Origin of the sequence: Collimonas rhizosphaerae (genome assembly GCF_038896935.1) — a bacterium.
Taxonomy (GTDB): Bacteria; Pseudomonadota; Gammaproteobacteria; order Burkholderiales; family Burkholderiaceae_D; genus Collimonas; species Collimonas rhizosphaerae.
In genome coordinates, this window is the sequence record NZ_JBANDC010000011.1 from 106,309 (window position 1) to 129,408 (window position 23,100).

At 62.9% G+C, this 23,100-nt stretch carries 21 protein-coding genes and 1 pseudogene; 12 read left to right on the forward strand and 10 right to left on the reverse strand.

Going from position 1 to position 23,100, the window contains the following annotated elements; genetic code table 11:
• The first annotated feature begins 2 nt into the window (after window positions 1-2).
• From moeA to V8G57_RS16705, 3 genes are read left to right on the forward strand one after another with little or no spacing between them, the layout of a single operon-like run.
• Complete coding sequence (moeA, locus tag V8G57_RS16695) at window positions 3-1,310, forward strand: molybdopterin molybdotransferase MoeA (RefSeq protein WP_342830314.1); 1,308 nt, start codon at window positions 3-5, stop codon at window positions 1,308-1,310.
• Between the two features lie 11 nt (window positions 1,311-1,321).
• The gene (locus V8G57_RS16700) at window positions 1,322-1,789 is read left to right on the forward strand and encodes a GNAT family N-acetyltransferase (RefSeq protein WP_342830316.1); all 468 of its coding nucleotides are present in this window, start codon (window positions 1,322-1,324) and stop codon (window positions 1,787-1,789) included.
• The gene (locus V8G57_RS16705) at window positions 1,786-2,367 is read left to right on the forward strand and encodes a nucleotidyltransferase family protein (protein ID WP_342830317.1); all 582 of its coding nucleotides are present in this window, start codon (window positions 1,786-1,788) and stop codon (window positions 2,365-2,367) included. Before V8G57_RS16700 ends, V8G57_RS16705 begins: the two co-directional genes overlap by 4 nt.
• On the opposite strand, the gene V8G57_RS16710 is transcribed toward V8G57_RS16705, so the two are convergent.
• On the reverse strand, window positions 2,343-2,762 hold the full coding sequence (locus tag V8G57_RS16710) for a DUF1810 domain-containing protein (protein WP_342830318.1): 420 nt from the start codon (window positions 2,760-2,762) through the stop codon (window positions 2,343-2,345). The two genes, V8G57_RS16705 and V8G57_RS16710, sit on opposite strands and share 25 nt — an antisense overlap.
• A gap of 26 nt (window positions 2,763-2,788) precedes the next feature.
• Between V8G57_RS16710 and V8G57_RS16715 the strand changes: the two genes are divergently transcribed.
• Entirely contained in the window at window positions 2,789-3,184 is a 396-nt protein-coding gene (locus V8G57_RS16715) for a VOC family protein (RefSeq protein WP_342830320.1), read from the forward strand.
• Window positions 3,185-3,283: 99 nt separating this feature from the next.
• Here the strand turns inward: V8G57_RS16715 and V8G57_RS16720 are convergent, their stop codons facing one another.
• Window positions 3,284-3,547, reverse strand: a complete 264-nt coding sequence (locus tag V8G57_RS16720; RefSeq protein ID WP_092392869.1) for a hypothetical protein — start codon at window positions 3,545-3,547, stop codon at window positions 3,284-3,286.
• 364 nt (window positions 3,548-3,911) lie between these two features.
• Between V8G57_RS16720 and V8G57_RS16725 the strand changes: the two genes are divergently transcribed.
• The 5 genes and pseudogenes from V8G57_RS16725 to V8G57_RS16745 all read left to right on the forward strand — a co-directional run.
• Entirely contained in the window at window positions 3,912-6,161 is a 2,250-nt protein-coding gene (locus V8G57_RS16725; RefSeq protein WP_425458293.1) for a TonB-dependent hemoglobin/transferrin/lactoferrin family receptor, read from the forward strand.
• Between the two features lie 39 nt (window positions 6,162-6,200).
• Window positions 6,201-7,307, forward strand: coding sequence for a hemin-degrading factor (locus V8G57_RS16730; RefSeq protein WP_342830321.1), 1,107 nt, complete (start codon window positions 6,201-6,203; stop codon window positions 7,305-7,307).
• Window positions 7,308-7,321: 14 nt separating this feature from the next.
• Window positions 7,322-8,200 (forward strand): heme/hemin ABC transporter substrate-binding protein, encoded by an 879-nt coding sequence (locus V8G57_RS16735; RefSeq protein ID WP_342830368.1) that lies wholly within the window; start codon window positions 7,322-7,324, stop codon window positions 8,198-8,200.
• Between the two features lie 3 nt (window positions 8,201-8,203).
• The gene (locus V8G57_RS16740) at window positions 8,204-9,331 is read left to right on the forward strand and encodes a FecCD family ABC transporter permease (protein WP_425458294.1); all 1,128 of its coding nucleotides are present in this window, start codon (window positions 8,204-8,206) and stop codon (window positions 9,329-9,331) included.
• Window positions 9,332-9,416: 85 nt separating this feature from the next.
• Window positions 9,417-10,172 (forward strand): annotated as a pseudogene (locus V8G57_RS16745) (ATP-binding cassette domain-containing protein); the annotation flags it as partial.
• A gap of 48 nt (window positions 10,173-10,220) precedes the next feature.
• On the opposite strand, the gene V8G57_RS16750 reads toward V8G57_RS16745, so the two are convergent.
• From V8G57_RS16750 to V8G57_RS16785, 8 genes are all read right to left on the reverse strand, one after another.
• Entirely contained in the window at window positions 10,221-11,684 is a 1,464-nt protein-coding gene (locus tag V8G57_RS16750) for a DNA recombination protein RmuC (RefSeq protein ID WP_342830324.1), read from the reverse strand.
• A gap of 37 nt (window positions 11,685-11,721) precedes the next feature.
• The gene (locus V8G57_RS16755) at window positions 11,722-12,117 is read right to left on the reverse strand and encodes a group II truncated hemoglobin (RefSeq protein WP_425458295.1); all 396 of its coding nucleotides are present in this window, start codon (window positions 12,115-12,117) and stop codon (window positions 11,722-11,724) included.
• 139 nt (window positions 12,118-12,256) lie between these two features.
• The gene (locus tag V8G57_RS16760; protein ID WP_342830369.1) at window positions 12,257-14,758 is read right to left on the reverse strand and encodes an ABC transporter permease; all 2,502 of its coding nucleotides are present in this window, start codon (window positions 14,756-14,758) and stop codon (window positions 12,257-12,259) included.
• Window positions 14,758-15,342, reverse strand: a complete 585-nt coding sequence (locus V8G57_RS16765; RefSeq protein ID WP_342830326.1) for a DUF4126 domain-containing protein — start codon at window positions 15,340-15,342, stop codon at window positions 14,758-14,760. Before V8G57_RS16765 ends, V8G57_RS16760 begins: the two co-directional genes overlap by 1 nt.
• 194 nt (window positions 15,343-15,536) lie before the next feature.
• Window positions 15,537-16,628, reverse strand: a complete 1,092-nt coding sequence (aroC, locus tag V8G57_RS16770) for a chorismate synthase (RefSeq protein WP_342830327.1) — start codon at window positions 16,626-16,628, stop codon at window positions 15,537-15,539.
• Window positions 16,629-16,729: 101 nt separating this feature from the next.
• Window positions 16,730-17,800 (reverse strand): nucleoside hydrolase, encoded by a 1,071-nt coding sequence (locus V8G57_RS16775; protein ID WP_342830328.1) that lies wholly within the window; start codon window positions 17,798-17,800, stop codon window positions 16,730-16,732.
• Window positions 17,801-17,855: 55 nt separating this feature from the next.
• On the reverse strand, window positions 17,856-19,742 hold the full coding sequence (locus V8G57_RS16780) for an MFS transporter (protein ID WP_342830329.1): 1,887 nt from the start codon (window positions 19,740-19,742) through the stop codon (window positions 17,856-17,858).
• Between the two features lie 133 nt (window positions 19,743-19,875).
• Entirely contained in the window at window positions 19,876-20,322 is a 447-nt protein-coding gene (locus V8G57_RS16785; RefSeq protein ID WP_092392853.1) for a CBS domain-containing protein, read from the reverse strand.
• 162 nt (window positions 20,323-20,484) lie between these two features.
• Between V8G57_RS16785 and V8G57_RS16790 the strand changes: the two genes are divergently transcribed.
• From V8G57_RS16790 to V8G57_RS16800, 3 genes are read left to right on the forward strand one after another with little or no spacing between them, the layout of a single operon-like run.
• A complete protein-coding gene (locus V8G57_RS16790; RefSeq protein ID WP_092392851.1) occupies window positions 20,485-21,807 on the forward strand; it encodes an O-acetylhomoserine aminocarboxypropyltransferase in 1,323 nt (440 codons plus the stop codon).
• Between the two features lies 1 nt (window position 21,808).
• On the forward strand, window positions 21,809-22,675 hold the full coding sequence (locus V8G57_RS16795; RefSeq protein ID WP_342830330.1) for an alpha/beta fold hydrolase: 867 nt from the start codon (window positions 21,809-21,811) through the stop codon (window positions 22,673-22,675).
• Window positions 22,676-22,706: 31 nt separating this feature from the next.
• On the forward strand, window positions 22,707-23,024 hold the full coding sequence (locus tag V8G57_RS16800) for an Mpo1-like protein (RefSeq protein ID WP_342830331.1): 318 nt from the start codon (window positions 22,707-22,709) through the stop codon (window positions 23,022-23,024).
• Window positions 23,025-23,100 lie beyond the last annotated feature (76 nt).

Sequence of the window (23,100 nt, forward strand, 5' to 3'; positions counted from 1 at the left end):
CAATGAAGAACCTGAATACCCGTCCTGCCAAGCCATCCTTGTCCGAGCTGACCAGCTGCATGTCGGACTACGATCCGCACGCCATGCCGGTCAGGCAGGCGCAGGCCATCATCCGCGATTGCATCACGCCGGTCACCGCCATTGAAAAGGTAGCGCTGCGCAGCGCCCTCGACCGTGTGCTGGCAAGCGACATCATTTCGCCGATCGACGTCCCGGCGCATGACAACTCGGCCATGGACGGCTACGCCTTCAATTCGGCCGACCTGCGCATCGACGCCGATACCGTGCTGGCGATAGCCGGCACCGCCCACGCCGGCCGCGCCTACCAGGGAACGCTGGCCAGCGGCCAGGCGGTACGGATCATGACCGGCGCCCTGATGCCGGATGGACTCGACGCAGTCATTCCGCAAGAATTCGTCGCCCCCGGCAGTGCGGCCGGTTTCGTCACCGTCCCGGCAGGCGCCGTCAAGCCAGGCGCCAATCGCCGCCTGGCCGGCGAGGACCTGAAAGCGGGCAGCGCCGCCATCGTCCAGGGCCGCATCCTGCGCCCCGCCGACCTCGGCTTGCTGGCTTCGCTGGGGATCGCCGAAATACCGGTGAGGCGCCGCCTGCGCGTGGCGTTTTTTTCGACCGGCGATGAGTTGCGCTCGGTGGGCGAAGTGCTGGATCCCGGCTGCGTCTACGATTCCAACCGCTACACCCTGTACGGCATGCTGCAGCGGCTAGGCTGCGACATCATCGACATGGGCGTGGTCGGCGACGATCCGCAGGCGCTGGAAAGCGCTTTCCGCAGTGCCTGCGAAAACGCCGACGCGATCATCACCTCTGGCGGCGTCTCGGTCGGCGACGCCGACCACACCAAGCAGATGATGGCGCAGCTGGGCGACGTCGCCTTCTGGAAAATCGGCATGCGCCCAGGCCGCCCGCTGGCGTTCGGCAGCATCACGTCAGGCGGCAGGCAAGCCTTGTTCTTCGGCCTGCCGGGCAATCCGGTGGCGGTCATGGTGTCGTTTTATTTTTTTGCGCGCGAAGCCTTGCTGCAGATGATGGGTGCGCAAGTGACGCCGTTGCCGCTGATGCGCGCCACCGCGGCCGTCGCCATCCGCAAGCGCCCGGGACGCACCGAATACCAGCGCGGCATACTCAGCTTGAGCGACGGCCAGTGGAGCGTGCGTCCTACCGCCGCCCAGGGTTCGGGCATATTGCGTTCGATGGCTGAAGCCAATTGCATGATCGTACTGGCGCATGAACAGGGCGACGTCGCCGGCGGCGATGCGGTCGAAGTGATCCTGTTCGATGGTTTGATCTAAAGAGCGCGTGCATGGAATTCCGCGCCGCCAAAATCGAAGACGCCGACGCCATTTGTGCGTTGATCCAATGTTTTACCCACGAATTCCTGGCCACGCCTGATGGCCAGGGCGCTGAACTTTTTTTCGAATCTGTCTCAGTCGCTGCCGAGAGCGAATATATTGCCAATCCACGCTATCAATACCGCCTCGCTTTCGAAGATGACGTACTCGCCGGCTTTATTGCCGTCCGCGATCGCAGCCATGTGTTCCATCTGTTTGTCGCCCAGGAATTCCAGCGCCGCGGTTTAGCTACGCAGCTTTGGCAGACGGCGAAAACAACAACCGCCGCGCTCGGAACCATCGACGCATTTACAGTCAATTCCTCGCCTTTCGCACAGCCTGTCTACGAGCGCTTCGGCTTCGTCAGAACCGGCCCGCAAGTTGAAATGCATGGCATATGCTTTGTGCCGATGCGTTTGTCTCTGGTACCGGAGCAATGAAACACGCCGGCGATCTCATGGCCTTGCTGCGGGCGGATCCGGAGCGTCTGCGCATCATCGCGTTGGTGCATTCCTTGCACCTGCCCGATTGCTGGATCGCCGCGGGCTTTGTTCGAAATGCCCTCTGGGACTCCTTACACGGACGAGCACCGTCATCTCCATCGGGTGATATCGACGTGATCTGGTTTGATCCCTCACAACAAAATGCAGACGCCGACCTGCGAATAGAAAGTCGACTGAACGCGTTAGACGCATCTATCGAGTGGTCGGTAAAAAATCAGGGACGCATGCATGTGCGCAACGGCGATGCACCTTATCAATCGGCCTTCGACGCCATGCGCTTTTGGCCGGAAACCGCCACGGCGGTGGCAGTCAGATGCACCGATAACGGCGACCTGGAAATCGCCGCGCCATTCGGCCTGGAAGACCTGTACGCAGCCATCGTCCGTCCGACGCCACGCTTTGCCGCTGAAAAACGCGCGCAGTTCGATGACCGTCTGCAGCGCAAGAAATGGCTGTCTCGCTGGCCTCTGCTAAGAATCGAAACCGATGTTCATAGCCGCGCAAGCGTGGCCTGATCACGCTCCCCGCCAAAATATTTTTGCAAACACTCGTTGAAAAGCTGATTGTCGAGCGTAGCTTCGGCGAACAAGGTCATCGAGGATTGAAATTTCATATAGTCGGGAAAACCGAAAATATCTTCTATCGAGCGCCCGTCCACAGCCGCAACCAACTGGCAGCACTCCCGCAGGCGCGGCCCCAGCAGCGGATGTTCCAGGTACGCCCTGGCTTCCTCCAGCGAGGAGATCGCATACCTGAGCGCCGTGGGGCTGCGCCCCAGTCCTTCAATTTGGGGAAAAATGAACCACATCCAATGGCTTCGTTTGCTGCCCCGGCCCAGTTCTTCGCGTACGATATCGAAGACCGGCTGCTGGGCCGCCACGAAACGCTGCAGGTTGTATTGATCGTCCACGTCATTTTCTACCAAAAGGAAAGCCCATGATCTCTCACGTTTTTATCGGCGTCACCGATTTTCAGCACGCATACGGTTTCTATTCTGCTGTCATGGAAAAACTGGATCTGCAGCTCAAATTCTGCGATGCCGGCAAGCCGTGGGCGGCCTGGATGGCTAGCGGCAAGGCCCGGCCTCTGTTCATCATAGGCGCGCCGTACGACGGCAACATTGCCTCTGCCGGCAACGGCCAGATGACCGCCCTGCTGGCGCCGACCCGGGCCGCGGTCGACGGCGCTTATGCCGCGGCCCTGGAAAACGGCGGATCGTGCGAAGGCGCTCCCGGATTACGCCTGGAATACCATCCCGACTATTACGGCGCCTACTTCCGCGACGCCGACGGCAACAAGCTCTGCGTGTGCTGCCACGATGCCGTGGCTTAAGGGCCGGGATTGCGCGGCCGCCACGTCAAAGCAGGCCATCAATCGGGGGATTGATGGCCTGCTGAAAACACTGCCTTGACTTACATCAAACTGCTGCCGTCAGAACGTATTGCACTGGAATAAACCGGGGTGGCCAAAACAGGTTGTAGTCGTCGGATAACGTTCGGTATTGTCTTTTGTGTCGAGCCGCAGCACACAACTGCGCCATTCGTTGGTATTGCCTTTATATCCAAGCCGTTCGCAAGCCGGACCATAAACGCGCATCATCTGGTCGACATCGCGCTGCGCCTGGGCGGCGCGTTCGGCATCCGTGGCGCAACCGGCCAGCATGGCGACTGCGGCCAAAATTATGAGCGTACGCATGGTGAACTCCTTTTCTTTCGGTTCTGTTCAGTAAACTGCGGTGAACTCCGGTTTTTCTATTTATTGCGGACAAATGTGGAGATATTCCATCCCTCCAGCATCTGCTATGCCCACAGTATAGGCCAGCGCTTATTGCTCCACTATTTCCAATCATGCATAGTTGCTACCAGATGTAACTATGCTGGTCCCCGGCGATAAAAATCTGCTGCTGTTTAGTGAATCTCACAAATAATAATAATTCTCATTTATAATTAGATCTATACAAGCTTTATAGCTTGCCCATCCCCACCTCTCTTTTTCAGCCAGCCGCATCACCAGCGTCGCCAGCCACTCAACAAGTTTGATTGTTTTGGAGTACGACGCTTTGCCCACTTTATACCCAACCCGCCTGCCGGGATTGCCTGCGGCCGCCAATTTTGCCGTGTTCGCCACGATCGCAACTTCGCTGCCGGTTTTTGCGCAGAGCGCGCCGCAACTGCTGGCCGGCAGCTATGCCACCGGTCACACGCTCGATGAAATATCGGTCACCGCCACCCGCAGCGAAACCGCCGTGGCGCGCACGCCTAGCAGCATCTCGGTGATCAACGCCGACACTATCGAAGAACAGCAGCCAAGGGACGTCAAGGACCTGCTGCGCTATGAACCCGGCGTCACCGTCAGGCGCGGCCCTTACCGGCCGTCGTCGGCGGCTACCGCCGGCGGCCGCGGCGGCAACGAAGGCATCAATATCCGGGGCCTGGAAGGCAACCGCATCCTGCTGATGGAAGACGGCATACGCCTGCCCAGCTCGTTTTCTTTCGGCCCGCTGGAGGCGGGGCGCGGCGACTACATGCAGATGGACATGTATAAACGGGTGGAAATCCTGCGCGGCCCGGCATCGGCGATGTACGGCAGCGACGGCCTGACCGGCGCGGTCAACTTCATCACCAAGGATCCTTCCGATTTCCTGAAGATTTTCAACAAGCAGACCTATTTCTCGATCAAGCCGGTTTACGATTCCATCGACGGCAGCACCTCAACCACCGCCGTCGCTGCTTTCGGCGGCGAACGCTTCGAAGGTTTGCTGATCGCCAACAAACGTACCGGCCATGAGGTCGACACCAAAGGCAGGCGCGACATCAGCGGCCCCAACCGCGACACTGCCAATCCGCAAAACGGCAACGGCAACGCTCTGCTCGGAAAACTGGTGTTCAAGGCCAGCGCCCAGGACACTTTCACTGCAGCCATCAATCACCAGGAACAGAAAACCGACTCCATCGTGCTGTCGGCGGTCACCGCCAGCACCCTGGCGCTGCGCGCCAACGACAAGCTGGAGCGCAATCGCTACAGTCTGGCCTACGATTTCAAGGATGGCGGCAATCCTTACTTCCAGAACGCCCACGCGCAGATCTACTACCAGGATGCGAAGAACCACCAGTTCTCCTATGAAGACCGATTCCCGGCAGTCGACCGCACCCGCGACAATACTTACCGGGAAAACACCTACGGCGGTTCGGTCCAGGCGGAAAGCGGCTTCGCCACGGGCGGCCTGCAGCACAAGCTGATCTACGGCTTCGACCTCAGCACGGCGCGCATCAGCGGACTGCGCGACGGCACCATTCCCGGCGTCGGCGAATCGCCGTTTCCCAACAAGGCATTCCCGAATACCGATTACTCACTGTTCGGCGCCTTCATCCAGGATGAAATCCGCCTGTCGCAAACCAGTCCGCTCAGCATCATGCCCGGGCTGCGTTTCGACGGCTATCGCCTGACCCCGGACGAGAACGATCCGTCCTACACCGGCCAAGCCACCAAGTCGAGCGGCAATGCGGTCTCGCCGCGGCTGGCGCTGATGTACGAGATCAGCCCGGCGCTGCTGCCCTACATCCAGTACGCACGCGGCTTCCGCACGCCGACGCCGGACCAGGTCAACAACAGCTTCGGCAACCCGATCTACGGTTACGCCACCATCGGCAACCCGGACCTGAAACCAGAGACCAGCAACACCTTTGAAATCGGCCTGCGCGGCAAGCTCGGCGGCGGCGACGACACCCTGCGCTATAGCGTGGCCGCGTTCACCGGCCGCTACAGCAACTTCATCTCACAGGAAATCGTGAAGGGCAGCGGCCGGCCGTTCGTCGATCCTTTCATCTACCAGTACGTCAACCGCGCCCGCGCCCGCATCAGCGGCGCCGAAGCAAGGATCGACTGGCAGCTGGCCAACGGCCTGGGGATCAAGGCCGGCATGGCGTATACCAAAGGCCATACCGAAGGCGCCGACGGCAGCAGCACACCGCTAGACACCGTCAATCCTTTCATGGCGGTATTCGGCTTGCGCTACGAACCCAGCGAACTCTGGTATGGCCAGACCGATTTCATCTATCAAAGCGCCAAACGCCGCAGCGACATGAGCAAGCAAAGCGATTTTGCGCCGCCTGCCGCGTTCGTGGTCGACCTGCGCAGCGGCTACAACATCAGCAAGAACGTCGCGCTGTTCGCCGGCATCCACAACCTGTTCAACCGCCAGTACTGGAACTGGTCGGACGTGCGCGGACTGGCGGGCAACACGACCGTCGCCGACGCTTATACCGCGCCAGGCCGCAACTTCAACGTCGGCCTCAAATTCCAGTATTGATTGCGCCATCCATTCCATTTCCCGGACCAGGAGAAAACCATGTCTGCCACCAGCCATCATCAGCAATATGACCCGCAACACGACCCGCAGCAATTGCGCACGGATTTCTTGAACGCCAAACGCGAAAAAAAACTGCGTAATCGCGATGCAGCCGCAGCGATCGGCGTCTCCGAAGGCGAAGCCATCGCCGCCTGCGTCGGCGCCGAAGCCATCCGGCTGCGGCCTCAGTTTATCGAGCTGCTTGAAGAAGTGCCGCTGCTGGGGCCGGTCATGGCGCTGACCCGCAACGACAGCGCTGTGCACGAAAAAGACGGCGTCTACGAAAAGATGAGCCACAACGGGCAAGTCGGCCTGGCGCTGGGCGAAGCCATCGACTTGCGGATTTTCTACAAGCAATGGCGCTTCGCCTGCGCCGTGATTGAAAAAGTAGCGCGCGGCGCCGAAAAGACCTGGCAAAAAAGCCTGCAGTTCTACGACCTGCATGGCGAAGCGGTGCACAAGGTGTTCTTGCGTGAGCACAGCAATCACGATGCCTTCGACGCCCTGGTGGCGCGCTGGTCCGATCCCGAACAGCTGCCTGGCATGGCAGTCGAACCGGTGCCGCCCGCCGCCATCGACAAACCCGATGCCGAGATCGATGGCGACGGCTTCCGCGCGGCCTGGAAAGGCATGACCGACACCCACCAGTTCTTCGGCCTGCTGCGCGATTTCGGCCTCAGCCGGACCCAGGCGTTGCGGCTGGCGCCGCCGCAATTCGTGCGCCAGGTTGACAACAGCGCCACCCGCGCCATCCTGGAACAGGCGGCCGCCGGCGCCTTGCCCATCATGGTTTTTGTCGGCAACCGCGGCATGATCCAGATCCATTCCGGGGCAGTCAGCAATGTTAAGGTCATGGGGCCCTGGCTGAATATTCTCGATCCCGGCTTCAACCTGCATTTGCGGGAAGACCTGATCGTATCCAGCTGGGTGGTCAGCAAACCGACCAGCGACGGCGAAGTCACCTCGCTCGAACTGTTCGACCATGAAGGCAACACCATCGCCATGCTGTTCGGCGTACGCAAGCCGGGCCAGCCGGAACTGGCTGCCTGGCGCAGCGCAGCCCTGTCCCTGCCGCTGGCGGCAAGCATGGCGGAGGCTCACGCGTGAAGCCGCTTATCGATATGCAACGGCGCCTGCTGCTGGGCGGCGGCGCAGCCGGCTTGCTGCTGAGCGCTCTGCCCGGCCTGGCGGCAGCCCAGGCGGAATCCGCCAGGCAGCCGCGCCGGGTGGCGGTGGCCGGCGGCGCGCTGACCGAAGTGGTGTATGCACTGGATGCCGGCGCAGTGCTGATCGGCGCCGACACCACCAGCACCTATCCCGCCGCGGCGCAGGTGCTGCCCAAGATGGGTTACCAACGTGCGCTGTCGGCCGAAGGCGTGCTGTCGCTGCATCCCGACCTGCTGCTGGCCTCGGCCGACGCCGGCCCGCCGGCTACGCTGCAGCAGATTGCCGCTGCCGGCGTGCGCGTGATCCGCCTGGGCGAACGGCACGACGTAAATACCGTGCGCGAAAAAATCACAGGAGTGGCGTCCGCGCTGAACCTGCCAGCGCGCGGCAAGGCGCTGCTGCAGCGTTTCGACAGTGAATGGGAGACCGCGCTGGCATCGGTCCAAAAGCAAACCAAGGCGCCGCGTGTGCTGTTCATCCTCAGCAATAGCGGCACCCAAGCCATGGTGGCCGGCCGGGATACCGCCGCCGACGCCATGATCCGCTATGCCGGCGCGATCAACGCCACTTCGGATGGCAACGGCTTCAAAGGCTACAAGCCGTTGACCGCGGAAAGTGCGGTCAGCAGCGCTCCCGACATCCTGATGATTGCCAGCGAAAGCCTGGTGGCGATAGGCGGCATCGAGCGCCTGCTTGCCAGCCCGGGCCTGTCGCTGACGTCGGCCGCGAAAAACCGGCGCGTGGTGGCCGACATGGATTCGCTGTTGCTGCTGGGCTTCGGCCCGCGCCTGCCGCAAGCGCTGACCCGGCTGACAGCCCAGCTGCATGCCTGAACCTTGATCACTGCCGCGATGTCAACTTCCTTTCCCCCTGCCTTGCCGGGCTCCACCCCGGTTGTCCGCGTGCCTGAATTGCCGCGCAAAGGCCGGCAGCGCACGGTGCTGGCCGGCTTGTCGCTGCTGCTGGCCGTGACTACGCTGCTGTGCGCGGCGCTCGGCGCTTACCAGATCGATCCATGGCGCATCCCGCTGCTGCTGTGGCAGGGCCTCCAGCCGGGAGAGCTGGGCATGGCCGATGCGCAAACGCGCGCGGTGCTGCTCGATATCCGCCTGCCGCGGGTGCTGCTGGCGATCCTGGTCGGCTGCGGTTTCGGCGCCGCCGGCAGCGCCATGCAAGCCTTGTTCCGCAATCCGCTGGCCGATCCCGGCCTGATCGGCGTTTCCAGCGGCGCCGCGCTCGGCGCTGCGCTGACCATCGTATTGGGCGCCACGCTGTGGCCCAACGCATTGCGCATGGTCGGCATCTATGCCCCCATGCTGGCGGCCTTCATCGGCGCCCTGGCGGTGGCCATGCTGGTGTATCGCATCGCTGCTGCCCGCGGCCGCCTGGCGCTGCCCTTGCTGCTGCTGGCAGGGATCGCCATCAACGCCATCGTCGGCGCCGCCATCGGCTTGCTGATCTACGTCGCCAGCGACGACCAGCTGCGCACGCTCACCTTCTGGAACCTGGGCAGCCTGGCCGGCGCGCAGTGGTCCTTGCTGGCTGTGGCGACGCCGGTAGTCGTGTTCAGCATCGCCGCCCTGGCGCGCCATTCGGCGGCGCTCAACGCCATGCTGCTGGGGGAAGCCGAAGCCATGCACCTCGGCGTGCCGGTGCAAGCCATCAAGCGCCAGGTGCTGATCGCCAGCGCCTTGTGCGTCGGCGCACTGGTGGCCTGCACCGGCGCCATCGGCTTCATCGGCCTGGTAGCGCCGCACTGCATCCGCCTGGTTTGCGGCCCCGACCAGCGCGTAGTGCTGCCTGGCGCCTTGCTGTTCGGCGCCATCCTGACCCTGGTTGCCGACCTGATCGCACGCACCGTGGCGGCGCCGGCCGAAATGCCGCTGGGAATCCTTACCGCATTGCTGGGCGGGCCGTTCTTCATGGTGCTGCTATGGCGCCGGCGCGGACAACTCGGCTTATGACAACCAACCTGCCTGGAATCCGATCATGTTAATCGCCAGCGACCTGTCCCTGCGACGCGGCAGCAAAACCATCCTGCGCAACCTCAGCCTGCATATCCGGCCGGGCGAAATCGTCGCCCTGCTGGGCCGTAACGGCGCCGGCAAAAGCACTTTGCTGAAAGCCATGTCGGGCGAATTCCACGGCAAGCTGCAAAACAGCGACGCCCTGCTGACCGGTGATATCGCGCTCGACGGCGTGCCGCTGGCGCGCATGACGCCGCAGCAACTGGCGACTGCCCGCGCAGTGCTGCCGCAAAGCGTGCAGTTTTCGTTTCCGTTCACAGCCATGGAAATCGCCCTGCTGGGCCGCTATCCGCATGGCGGCGGCAACAGCCTCGGCGATCGTCTGATCGCGATGGAAGCACTGGCTTTGGCCGGCGCCGCGGCGCTGGCGGAGCGCGACGTCACCACGCTCTCGGGCGGCGAACTGGCGCGGGTACAGTTCGCCCGGGTGCTGGCGCAGTTGCGGCCGCAACATGGCGACGAAGGTATGCCGCCCAGCCCGCGCTACCTGTTGCTGGACGAACCGACCGCAGCGCTGGACCTGGCGCACCAGCACCATTTGCTTGGCACCCTGCGGCAATTGGCGAAAGAATGGAATCTCGGCGTGCTGGCGATCATGCATGATCCCAACCTGGCTGCGCGTTATGCCGACCAGCTGGCCTGGCTGGCGGACGGCGCCTTGCTGGTGCAAGACACGCCGGCGCTGACCATGACGCCACATGTGGTCAAGGCTTGCCTGGGGATTGATGTCGAGGTGATCCGGCAAAGCGGCAAACCGCCGTTTGCGATGCCGGCTTGACGTCTCCCGCAACCGGGCCGGCAACAGATCGACGCCGGCGATGTTGTTTCAGCTTTCGTCGTCCGGCGCCAGTTCCGGGTCCTTGCCCAGCAGCAGCTGCGCGGCGTCGCTCGGCAAGGCTTCCACCGATTTCAGCTTGCGCGCCATCTGGCGGCTGCGCACTTCGGCCTGGTCGATGTTCTTGGCCGCCCGTTCCAAGGTCAGCTTGGTGGCGGCCAGGACGTCGCCGAACTTGCCGAACTCGGTCTTGACCGCACCCAGCACTTGCCATACTTCCGACGAGCGCTTCTCCAGCGCCAGTGTCCTGAATCCCATCTGCAGGCTGTTCAGCAAAGCCGACAAGGTCGACGGGCCAGCGATGCTGATCCGGTGCACGCGCTGCAATTCGTCGGCCAGGCCGGGACGGCGCATGACCTCGGCGTACAAGCCTTCGGTCGGCAGGAACAGGATGGCGAAATCGGTGGTCAGCGGCGGCGACAGGTATTTCTCGGCGATGGTCTTGGCTTCGCCGCGCACCGCCCGCTCCAGCTCGCGCGAGGCTTGCGCCACGCCTTCGGCATCGGCGCGGTCGGCAGCGTCGGCCAGGCGCTCGTATTGTTCCTTTGGGAACTTGGCGTCGATCGGCATCCACACCGGCGTGCCGCCGTCGTCGTTGCCGGGCAGCTTGATGGCGAACTCGACCCGTTCGCCGCTGCCGGGAACGGTTTCCACGTTCTTCGCGTATTGCTCCGGCGTCAGCACCTGTTCCAACAGCATTTCCAGCTGCACTTCACCCCAGGTGCCGCGCGTCTTGACGTTGGTCAGCACCCGCTTGAGATCGCCGACGCCGATCGCCAGCTGCTGCATCTCGCCCAGGCCTTGATGCACTTTTTCCAGGCGGTCGGACACGATCTTGAACGATTCGCCCAGGCGCTGCTCCAGCGTCGCGTGCAGTTTTTCATCGACGGTCTTGCGCATTTCTTCGAGCCGCAAGCCATTGTCGTTCTGCAGGTCCTTGATCTTGGCTTCCAGCGTGGCACGCACTTCCGCCATGCGCTGCGCATTCGATTCGGTCAGCGCCGCCAGCGTCTGGTTCAGCGTGTCGCCGAAACGCTTCAGCGACTGCGCCTGTTCCTCGCGATTGGTCTGCGCCTGCTGGTTCATCGCCAGCCGCATGCTGTCGAGCTGCTGGGCGTTGGTTTCGTTGAGCTTGACCAGCTGCTGGGCAAAGGTATCGATCTGGTTGTTTTGCAGAGTGGCGACGCTGGTCATCTGCGCCGCCAGCGTCTGCTGCAGCTGGCCGAAATTGCTGCCCAGTTCCTGTCGCATGCCCTGGGCGCTGGTCTGCACCTCGCTGCGCAGTTCGCGCTGCTGGCGTTCGCCGATATCTTGTTGGTGGCGCTGCAGGTCGTTTTGCAGCTGCGCCAGCTGTTGCACGGGATCGGCGCCGCGCGAGCTGCGCAGGATGGCGACGATCTGCAGCACGATGATGACGGCGGCGGCGAGCAGGATGAGCAGTTCGGTTGATGTCATGTATTCTTCGATAAGCTAAAAATGGATTGCGGTGAAATCACGGCTGACTTTCGGCTTGACTCTGGGCCTGATTATCTGCCTTGTTGCGCATCCAGTCGGCAGTCTGGAAGAAGGAGGTCAGCAAATGTTCCTGCAGCCTTTCCTCCATGCCGACATCCTGCATCGCCAGCGCCATGCAGCGCAGCCACTGGTCGCGCTCCGGCGTCGCGATCGCATATGGCAGGTGGCGGGCGCGCAGGCGCGGATGGCCGAAGCGTTCTATGTACAGGTCGGGGCCGCCGCTCCAGCCGCTCAGGAACCAGTAGAACTTGTCGCGCGAACCGTCGAGCGTGGTCGGATGCAGGGCCCGGATCACGGCGAACTGCGGCTCCAGGTCCATCAGGTCGTAGAAGCGGTCTACCAGCTCGCGCAGCTTGCCGGCGCCGCCTATCATGTCGTAGAGGCTGGCTTGTTCCTGGTCCGCCGGCTCGCCGGCGGACGTAGTGTGTTCTGTAGTCATGGGGAGATAGTGTTAGCGTAAGCCGACATTATCCTCTAATTGACGTAACTCAGTGCCCCCGCCGCGCGGGGCATCAGGCTTCACGCAAGGTTTGCAGGGGCGGCTGGTTCAATACATGGCGCAGGCCGACCCAGCCGCCGGCAAACGTGCAGGCGGCGCCGATCGCCATCCCCGCCAGCCACACCAGCGGACTGAAGGTCCAGGTAAAGCTGAATACGTAGTGCGCCAGCGCCCAGCCGGTTGCCGCTGCGCCGCTGGCCGCCAGGAAGCCCGCCAGGCTGCCGATCAGGGCGAACTCGATCCATTGCGATTGCGACAGCTGCTTGCGGGTAGCGCCCAGCGCGCGCAGCAGGCCGGCTTCGCGGGTGCGCTCGTCTTGCGAGCCGACCAGGGCCGCGTACAGCACCAGCGCGCCGGACAGCAGGGTAAACAGGAAAAGGAATTCCACCGCCACCACCACCTGGTCGATCACGCCCTGGATCTGCTTGATCACGCTGCCGATATCGACCACCGTCAGGTTGGGAAAATCGCGCGTCAGCTGGTTGCCGAAATTGATGCGGGCATCCGGCAGATTGAAAGCGGTGATCCAGGTTTGCGGCATCTCGGTCATCAGCTTGGGATTGAGGATGACAAAGAAGTTCACGCGCATCGAGCCCCATTCCAGCTTGCGCAGGCTGGTAACCGGCGCGGTCACCAGCTGGCCGGCGATGTCGAACTGCAGCTTGTCGCCCAGCTTCAGGTTCAAGGTCTTGGCCAGGCCCTCTTCCACCGATGCCTCGGGCCGGCTATCGTCGAACCAGCGGCCGGCGGTCACCGTGTTCTGCGCCGGCACCTGGTCCATGGTGGACAGGTTGAACTCGCGGTCGACCAGCCGCTTGGCGCGGTCGTCGGGATAGGTGTCGGCGGTGATCGGCTTGTCGTTGACCTGGGTCAGGCGGCCGCGGATCATCGGGAACAGCTGCGGCTGGGCGATGCCGGCCGCTTGCAGGCGTTGCGTGATATCGGCGCGCTGGTCGTCCTGGATATTGATCACAAAGCGGTTGGGCGCGTCTGCCGGCGTGGCCTGGCGCCAGGCGCCGACCAGGTCGCCGCGGATCACCGTCAGCAGCAGCAAGGCCATCAGCCCCAGCGACAAGGCGACGATCTGGACCACCGTGGCCACCGGCCGCCGCTGCAGCGCGGTCAGCGCAAAGCGCCAGCTCGGATGACGCGACAGGCTACGCACATGGCGCGAACCTTTCAACGCCAGCCAGCCGAGCAAGGCGAACAAGCCGAAACCGCCCAAGAATCCGAGCGCCGTCAACAGGCCCAGTTTGATATCGCCTGCCTGCCACAGCAGCAAGCCGACAAATGTCAGCGTGCCGAGCAGGTAAGTCGCCAGCACCAGCGCTTGCGGCGCATCCTGTTCGCGCCGGATCACGCGGTTGTGCGGCACGTTGCGCAGTTGCAGGATAGGCGGCAAGGCAAATCCGACCAGCAGCAGCAAGCCGGTGACCAGGCCCTGCACCGCAGGCAACACGCTGGCGGGCGGCAAGTCGCTGGCGACAAACTTGCCCAGCAAATCCAGCAGCATGAAATGCGCGCCGAAACCCAGCGCGACGCCGACCAGGCTGCCGGCCAGGCCGACCAGCAGGAATTCCAGCAAATACAGCTGCGTCACCTGGTTCTGCGTCAAACCGAGGCAGCGCAGCATGGCGCAAGCGTCCAGGTGGCGCAGCATGAAGCGGCGCGCCGCCATCGCCACCGCTACCGCCGCCAGCAGGGCCGACAGCAAACCGACCAGCGACAGGAACTGCTGGCCGCGGTCGAGCGTCGCGCGCATTTCAGGACGGCCGTTTTCCAGGCCTTCGATGCGCACGCCCTTGAGGTTTTCGCGGCTGATGTCGCTTTCCACCCATTGCTGGAAATCCTGCACCTGCTGCGGCGCGCCGGCCAGCAGCAAGCGGTAGGTCACGCGCGAACCGTCCTGCACCAGGTTGGTGGAAGCCAGGTCAGCCATGGACAGCATCACGCGCGGCGCAAAATTGATGAAGCCGCTGCCGCGGTCGGGTTCGACCACCAGGACCTTGGCTATCTTGAATGTACGATCGCCCAGCTTGAGCGGATCGCCCACCGCCAGGTTGAGCGCGCTCAGCATGTTGGCGTCCAGCCATACCGTGCCTGCGGCGGGAACCTGCCGGGTAACCGTATCGGTCCCGCCCAGCTTGTCGGCGACCACCAGGCTGCCGCGCAGCGGGTAGCCGGCGCTGACGGCTTTGAGCGAAGCCAGCTGCGACCGGGCGCTGTCGCCCTCGCCGGCGATGGCCATGCTGGGGAATACCACCGTGTCGGCCAGGGTCAGCCGGCGCCGTTGCGCCTCGCTGCGCCAGCCGGGGCTGATGCGCTGGTCGCCGGATATCAGCAGGTCGGCGCCCAGCAGCTGGTGCGCATCGCGGCTCAGGCCGGCGCGCATCCTGTCTACAAAAAAACCGACTGCCGACAAGGAGGCGACGGCCACGATCAGTGCTATCAGCAAGAAACGTAATTCACCCGCGCGCCAGTCGCGGCGGGTCATGCGTAGGGACTGCAAAAAAATCATGTGGCGAGCCTTTGGAATACCCAGCGTAAGCCGCGCCACAATTTAGGCAGCAGCCAGATCGCAAACAGGAAAAACAGGAACAGGAAGGCAAACAGCAGCCAGGGATGGAAAAACGCTGCCCACAAGCCGCCCATCACGGTCGCGTCTTCAGCAAACGAGGCGGTCCAGTTGCTCAGCGGTTCGGGCGTGGTGTTGATCATGGCCCGGCTGCCGGCCTTGGTGGCATGGGCGCCCAGTGCAAACGTGCCGCCGATCAGCGCCGCTATCGTGGTCCAGGCCGGGTCCATGTGGCCCATGGCGGCCACCGCCAGGATGGCGCCGGCCGGAATCCGGATGAAGGTGTGGACCGCGTCCCAGACCGAATCGAGGCCGGGAATCTTGTCGACCAGGAACTCGATGGCGCCCAGCAGGCCGGTCACGCCGATCACCCATGGCGATTCCAGCACCTGCAGCGCCTGCGGCAGATCGATCCAGCCCATGCGGCCGAACCAGCCGGCGATGAACAGCGCCATGTACAGGCGGAGGCCGCTGGCCCAGGACAAGCCGCCGGCAAGCGCAGCGCTAGATATTGTATCGATCATGATGTCCCCTCTCCGCGGTCTGGTTCCGTTTTGGCACGCTAGCGCCGATCATCCTAAGTCCGACAGGTTGTTAGCGTAACTTAAATCTACGCCAGCCGCGCAAGAATAGCCATCCCGCCGGCAAAATCTGCCACAGGATCGCAGTAAAGGAAGGAACAAAAGGCGCCGCCGGAACCGGGCGGCGCGCTGCCGGATTACCTGGAATCGACCAGCGGCGCGACCTGTACGTCGCCGCACTGGGCGCGGTGGCGCAAGGCATGGTCCATCAGCACCAGGGCCAGCATCGCCTCGGCGATGGGCGTGGCGCGGATGCCGACGCAAGGATCGTGGCGGCCGAAGGTTTCGACCGTGGCCGGATTGCCCTGCTTGTCGATCGACTGGCGCGGGGTGCGGATGCTGGAGGTCGGCTTGATGGCGATCGACACGGTGATGTCCTGGCCGCTGGAAATGCCGCCCAGGATGCCGCCGGCGTTGTTGGTCAGGAAGCCGTGGCGGGTGATTTCATCGCCGTGCTGCGATCCCCGTTGCGCCACCGAGGCAAAGCCGGCGCCGATTTCCACGCCCTTGACAGCGTTGATGCCCATCATGGCGTAGCCGATTTCGGCGTCCAGCTTGTCGTACAAAGGCTCGCCCAGGCCGACCGGCACCTTGGAAGCGACGATATCGATGCGCGCGCCGCAGGAATCGCCGTCCTTGCGCAAGGCGTCCATGTACGCCTCAAGTTCGGCGATCTGGCTGATGTTGGCAGCAAAAAACGGGTTGTTGGGGACATGGTCCCAGGACTCGAAAACCACCGGGATTTCACCCAGCTGGCTCATGCAGCCCTTGAAGGTAGTCCCATACTGCTGCAGCAGCCATTTTTTGGCGATGGCCGCGGCGCCGACCATGGGCGCCGTCAGGCGCGCCGATGACCGGCCGCCGCCGCGCGGATCGCGGATGCCGTATTTCTGCCAGTAGGTGAAGTCGGCGTGGCCGGGACGGAAGGTATCGACGATATTGCCGTAATCCTTGCTGCGCTGGTCCTGGTTGCGGATCAGCAGCATGATCGGAGTGCCGGTGGTCTTGCCTTCGTAGACGCCGGACAGGATCTCTACCGTGTCCGGCTCCTGGCGCTGCGTCACGTGGCGCGAAGTGCCGGGCTTGCGACGGTCCAGGTCAGGCTGGATATCGGCTTCGGACAGCTCCAGGCCCGGCGGGCAGCCATCCACCACGCAGCCGATGGCCGGGCCGTGGGATTCGCCGAAATTGGTGACGCTAAACAGACTGCCGAAGGTATTGCCGGGCATGATGATCCAGATAAAAGGAGGCTGAAAGACATGATTTTACCAGCGCCGCCCCTCAGGGGCTACCCGGCTGGCAAAATCATTGCCTTTTCAATATCACCTGGTCAGGGCAGTTTCGCCAGCTGCAGCGTCAGCAGGTCGAAAAAACCCTGGGTGTCGCCTTCCGTGATCCAGCGTGCGTTCTCGGGGCGCTTGGTCGAACGGTAGTAGTCGACCACGGTGGCGCCGAACGTCAGCCCTTCCCGGGTATCGACCTCGACATTGGCCATCCGGCCCTTGAACAGCTCCGGCCGCAGCAGGTAGCCGATGGTGGTGGCGTCATGCACCGGGCCGCCCGGCAAGCCGTACTGCTTGATATCGTGCTCGACATAGGCGTCGAGGATGTCGGCGGCGATCTTGCCGGCCTGGTTGCCGATCTTGCGCAGGCGGTCTATGCGCTCCGGGCTGGTCAGCATCTTGTGCGTCACGTCCAGCGGGATCACGGTGATCGGCAAGCCGCTCTTGAACACCACGTCGCTGGCGTGCGGATCGGCGAACACGTTGAATTCCGCCGCCGGCGTGATATTGCCGCCGTTGAAATGGGCGCCGCCCATCATCACGATTTCCTTGACGCCCTGCCTGATCCCGGGATTTTCGTTCAGCGCCATGGCCAGGTTGGTTTGCGGCCCGAGCGTCACGATCGTCATGCTTTGCGGTTTCGCAGCCAGCAGCGTATCGATCAGGTATTGCACCGCATTGCCTTTGGCCAGCGGCTGTTTCGGCTCGAACACCTTGACGCCGGTGACGCCTTCCGCGCCATGCACTTCGGCGGCATAGATCGGCGTCCTCAGCATCGGGCGGTCGCAGCCGGCATACACCGGCACATCCGGCCGGTTGGCCCATTCGCGCACCATGCGCGCATTGCGCGAGGTGGTGTTCAGCTGCACGTTGCCGGCGACCGTGGTCAGCGCCCGCACGTCCAGCTTGTCGCGGGCCGACAAGGCCAGCAGCAAGGCGATCACGTCGTCGGCGCCGGGGTCGGTGTCGATGATCAACGGCACGGGACCAGCCGTCGCCGCCAGCGCCGAACCCATCGGCATGGCGCTTAGCAGCAGGCCGCCGGTCAGCAGCCTGCTGCCCTGGGCCAGGAAATTACGGCGAGCCATGGCGGCATCCTCCAGTGAGTGTCTTGTCATTCTCGGTCCTTTCATCAAGCGTCTGTGACCAGGTCCGCAGCCGCGGCTGCCGGACTTACAGCCAGGCGCCGCGCAGAGTCTGGACCTGCTGCTGCAGATATTCCGGGGTGGCCTGCTCCGGCGCGACCACATCGCCGACCGCCAGCTGCAAGGCCGACAGCGGACCGCGCTTGAACGAGCGCTGGAAAGGATTGCCCGCACTCCGGGTCCACATGCTGCCCCACAAGCCGCTCAGGGCCATCGGGATCACCGGCACCGGCGTGCGTTCGACGATTTTACTGATGCCGCCGCGGAATTCGTTCATTTCGCCGGTGCTGGTCAGCTTGCCCTCGGGGAAAATGCAGACCAGGTCGCCGTCTTCCAGCGCCGCTGCGATCTGGTCGAAGGCGCGCTCCATCAGCTGCGGATTCTCCTTGGCCGGCGCAATCGGGATCGCCTTGGCGGTCTTGAACAGCCAGGCCAGCAGCGGGATCTTGAAAATCCGGTGATCCATGACGAAGCGGATTGGCCGCGGGCTGGCGGCCATGATCACGATCGCATCGACGTAGCTGACGTGGTTGCAGACCAGCACCGCGGCGCCCTCGTCCGGGATGCGGTCGCGGTTGACGGTATGCACGCGGTGGATGGTGTGGATCAGTATCCAGGCCGCGAAACGCACCAGGTATTCCGGCACCACGGTGAAGATGTACAGCGCCACCAGCGCATTCAGGATCGCCGTCACCAGGAAAATCTGCGGGATGGTGAAGCCGGATTGCAGCAGCACCATCGCCACCAGCGCCGCCACCACCATGAACAAGGCGTTCATGATATTCATGCCGGCAATGGTGCGCGACAGGTGCCGGCGGTCGCAGCGGGTCTGGATCACCGCGAACAGCGGCACGATATACAGGCCGCCGAACAAGCCGATCATCACGCAATCGAACAGGATGCGCCAGCTGCCGTGCTGCTGCACGAAACCGGCCATGTCGACCGCCGTGGTGTTGGCATAGCCGATGCTGGCCAGGAACAGGTCGAGGCCGAACACCGACAGGCCGATCGCGCCAAACGGCACCAGGCCGATTTCCACCTTGTGGCCCGACAAGCGTTCGCACAGCAGCGAACCGGCGCCGACGCCGAGCGAGAACACCGTCAGCAGCAGCACAAAAACGCTATGGTCGCCATGCAGGTAGTTTTTCGCGTACAGTGGAAACTGCGCCAGCATGATGGCGCCGTAGAACCAGAACCAGGAATTGGCCAGCATGGCCAGGAACACCGGCCGGTTCTTGCGGGAAAAGCCCAGGTTGCGCACGGTTTCGGTGATCGGGTTCCAGTTGATCTTCAGCGCGGGCTCTGCGGCCGGCGTCAGCGGGATGCCGCGGCTGAACAGCCAGCCGACAACCGCGATCGCCACCGTGCCGCCCGCCACCAGTTCGATGCCCCACGGCTTGTGCACCACCAGCACCGCGCCCAGCACTTCGCCCAGCAGGATGCCGACGAAGGTTCCCATTTCGATGATGCCGTTGCCGCCGACCAGTTCGTCCTGGCGCAGCTGCTGCGGCAGGTAGGCGTACTTGACCGGTCCGAAGATGGTCGAATGGATGCCCATGCCGACCACCGCCAGGATCAGCAGCCACAAGGTATGCGTCATCCAGCCGGCGGCGGCGACCGCCATGATGATGATTTCCAGCACCTTGACGTAGCGCGCCAGGCGCGATTTTTCGAACTTGTCGGCGAGCTGGCCGGCGGTCGCCGAAAACACCACGAACGGCAGGATGAACAGGCCCGGGATCAGGTTGTTGAGCAGGCTGACGTTCATGCTGGTCCAGCTCAGCGCTTCGTAGGTCAGGATCGTCAGCAAGGCGGTCTTGAACACGTTGTCGTTGAACGCGCCGAAAAACTGGGTCCAGAAGAAAGGAGCGAAGCGGCGCTGGCGCAGCAGGGAGAATTGACTGGATTTGGACATAGGTAAGCTAACGAGATGGGTCCGTGTTATGGCAAGTGATTATTGTTCTAATATTTTTCGGGCAGCTTACACAAAAAAAACCGTTTGCGGCATCATTTTGCCGCAAACGGTTCTTAACAAACAATAACAAAGCCTATTCGTCGGTGGTGGAAGGCCAGTCGCGGATATACGCTTTCAGCATCTTGTTTTCAAAACCCTGGGCGTCCAGCACCGCCTTCGCCACGTCGTAGAACGACATCACGCCCAGCAAGGTGCGGGCATCCATGATCGGCACGTAACGCGCGTGGCGCTCCAGCATGATGCGGCGCACCTCGTTGACTTCGGTATCCGGCGTGACGGTGATCGGGCTGTCGTCCATGTGCTTGCGCACCGTGTTGCTGCCGACCGCGCCGCCGTTCTGGTGGATCGCATTCATCACTTCGCGGAAGGTCAGCATCCCCACCAGCGTCCCGAATTCCATCACCACCAGCGAACCGATATCTTTTTCCGCCATCGTGTTGACAGCCTCGATCAACGGCGTTTCCGGCGTCACGGTGTAAAGAATATTGCCTTTGACTTTGAGGATTTCAGAAACTTTCATGGGGCCATCCTGCCTTTGCTTGGGTTATGCTTGCCTATATCTCATCTCTTGCGTCGCTTGTATCCAGAATGTAGCTTAAGCGGAGCCAAAAATCTACCGCGCAGCGCAGCATGAATAGAGTGAGTTCTCATATTTCAAGAATCAAAGGAGACAGCCAGCACCATGAGCATTCCCCATTATCCCGGCTTCGACACCTTGTCGCTGCATGCCGGCAGCGTACCCGACCCCGCCACCGGCGCACGCGCCACGCCGATTTACCTGACCTCCGCGTTTGTCTTCAAGGATTCCGACCACGCCGCCTCGCTGTTCAACATGGAGCGCGCCGGCCATGTGTATTCGCGCATTTCCAATCCCACCAACGCGGTGCTGGAAGAACGCATCGCCGCGCTGGAAGGCGGCGTCGCCGGGATTGCCGTCGCCAGCGGCCAGGCTGCCATGCACCTGGGGCTGGCCACCATCGCCGGCGCCGGTTCGCATATCGTGGCGTCGCGCGCGCTGTACGGCGGTTCGCACAACCTGCTGTCGTACACCATGAAGCGCTTCGGCATCGAAACCACCTTCGTCGACCCGAGCGACCTCGACGCCTGGCGCGCCGCAATCCGGCCCAACACCAAAGCCCTGTTCGGCGAAACCCTCGGCAATCCAGGGCTGGACGTGCTGGACATCCCGCGCATCTCGGCCCTGGCCCACGAACACTACCTGCCGCTGATGGTCGACGCCACGTTTACCACGCCGTACCTGCTGAAACCTTTCGAGCACGGCGCCGACCTGGTGTTCCATTCCGCCACCAAATTCCTGTGCGGCCACGGCACCGCGGTCGGCGGCCTGCTGGTGGACGGTGGCACTTTCGACTGGCAGCAGGCATATGATAAAACCGGCCGCTTCGGCGAATTGTGCGAACCGTACGAGGGTTTCCACGGCATGGTGTTTTCCGAAGAATCGACGGTGGCGCCGTTTTCCTTGCGCGCGCGGCGCGAAGGATTGCGCGATTTCGGCGCGGTGATGAGTCCGCACAATGCTTTCGCCATCCTGCAAGGGATAGAGACGCTGGCGCTGCGCATGGAAAAGCATGTCGCCAACACCCGCAAGGTGGTCGAATTCCTGGCGGCGCATGCCGCGGTCGAATCGGTGGCATATCCTGAATTGCCTTCGCATCCGGGCCACGCATTGAGCAAGACGCTGCTGCCCAAAGGCTGCGGCGCCGTATTCTCGTTCAACCTCAAGGGCGACCGCGCCGCCGGCCAGCGCATGGTGGAATCGCTCAAGATATTTTCCCACCTGGCCAATGTCGGCGACGCCAAGTCGCTGGTCATCCATCCGGCCTCGACCACCCATTTCCGGGTGCCGAGCGAACAGCTGGCCGCCTCCGGCATCACCGAAGGCACGCTGCGGCTGTCAGTCGGTCTGGAGAACGTGGAAGACCTGATCGAAGACCTGGCTTACGGCCTCAAGATGTCGCAGCGCGCCGAGCGCAAGGGGAAATGAGATGCTGCTGAAAACACAGGGCGCCAATTACGACAGCTATTGTTATACCGGCGGCAAAACCTTCAACCCGGAACTGCCGACCGCGGTATTCATCCACGGCGGCCAGAACGACCACTCGGTCTGGATCCTGCAAACCCGCTACTTCGCCCACCACGGTTTCGGCGTGCTGGCGCCGGACTTGCCGGGACACGGCCGCAGCCAGGGGCCCGCCTTGGCCAGCATCGAGGAATTGTCGGCCTGGCTGGATAGTTTGCTAGATGCTGCGGGCGTCACCAAAGCCATCCTGATCGGCCATAGCATGGGTTCGCTGGTCGCGCTGGAGAACGCCGGCCGCGCCGCCGGTTCGACGCGTATCGCCGGCATTGCGCTGGTCGGCACCGCCTATCCGATGAAAGTCGCGGATGCGCTGCTCGATGCCGCCAACAATGCACAGCAGAGCGCGATCGACATGGTGAACATCTGGTCGCATTCGACCATCTCGCCCAAACCTTCGGCGCCGGGCCCGGGCTTCTACGTGCAAGGCGCCAGCCAGCGCCTGATGCAGCGCATCGCGCGGCAGTCGGACAGCAAGCCGACCGTGTTCTATACCGACTTCGCCGCCTGCAACAGCTATGCAAACGGCGAACAGGCGGCGCAGGCGGTGGCTTGCCCCACCCTGTTCCTGCTCGGCCAGCGCGACATCATGACGCCGGCCAAGGCGGCTGCCGGCCTGGTTGCCGCGATCAAGCACGCCAAGGTGGTGCAGGTCGAGGCCAGCGGCCACGCCTTGATGGCGGAGCAGCCGGATGCGGTGCTGGACCATTTGTACAAGTTTGCAACTGAAGCGCTGCGCTCCACGGCGGTTGCGCCTGCCGCTATCGGGGATTAAGCTTAAAGGACAGAAACAGCAAGGAGACGCCATGCCTACCGTGCTTGAAAAGAAATACGAGACCTTCGCCGAGTTCTATCCGAGCTACCTGAGCCAGCACAGCAACCGCACCTGCCGCCAACTGCACTTCGTCGGCTCGACCCTGGCCTTGCTGGCGCTGGTCGCGCTGGTGCTGACCGGTTCCCTGTACTGGCTGCCGGTGGCGCTGGTGTGCGGCTACGGTTTTGCCTGGATCGGCCATTTCGCGTTCGAGAAAAACCGCCCCGCCACCTTCAGGCAGCCGCTTTATTCCCTGCTCGGCGACTGGGTCATGTGCTGGCAGATGCTGACCGGCCAGGTTTCTTTTTAATCAACTATGTAAAAAACGGTTCACGGCAATGTGAACCGTTTGTCCCTTAGAATAACGTCTACTTTACATTTAGACA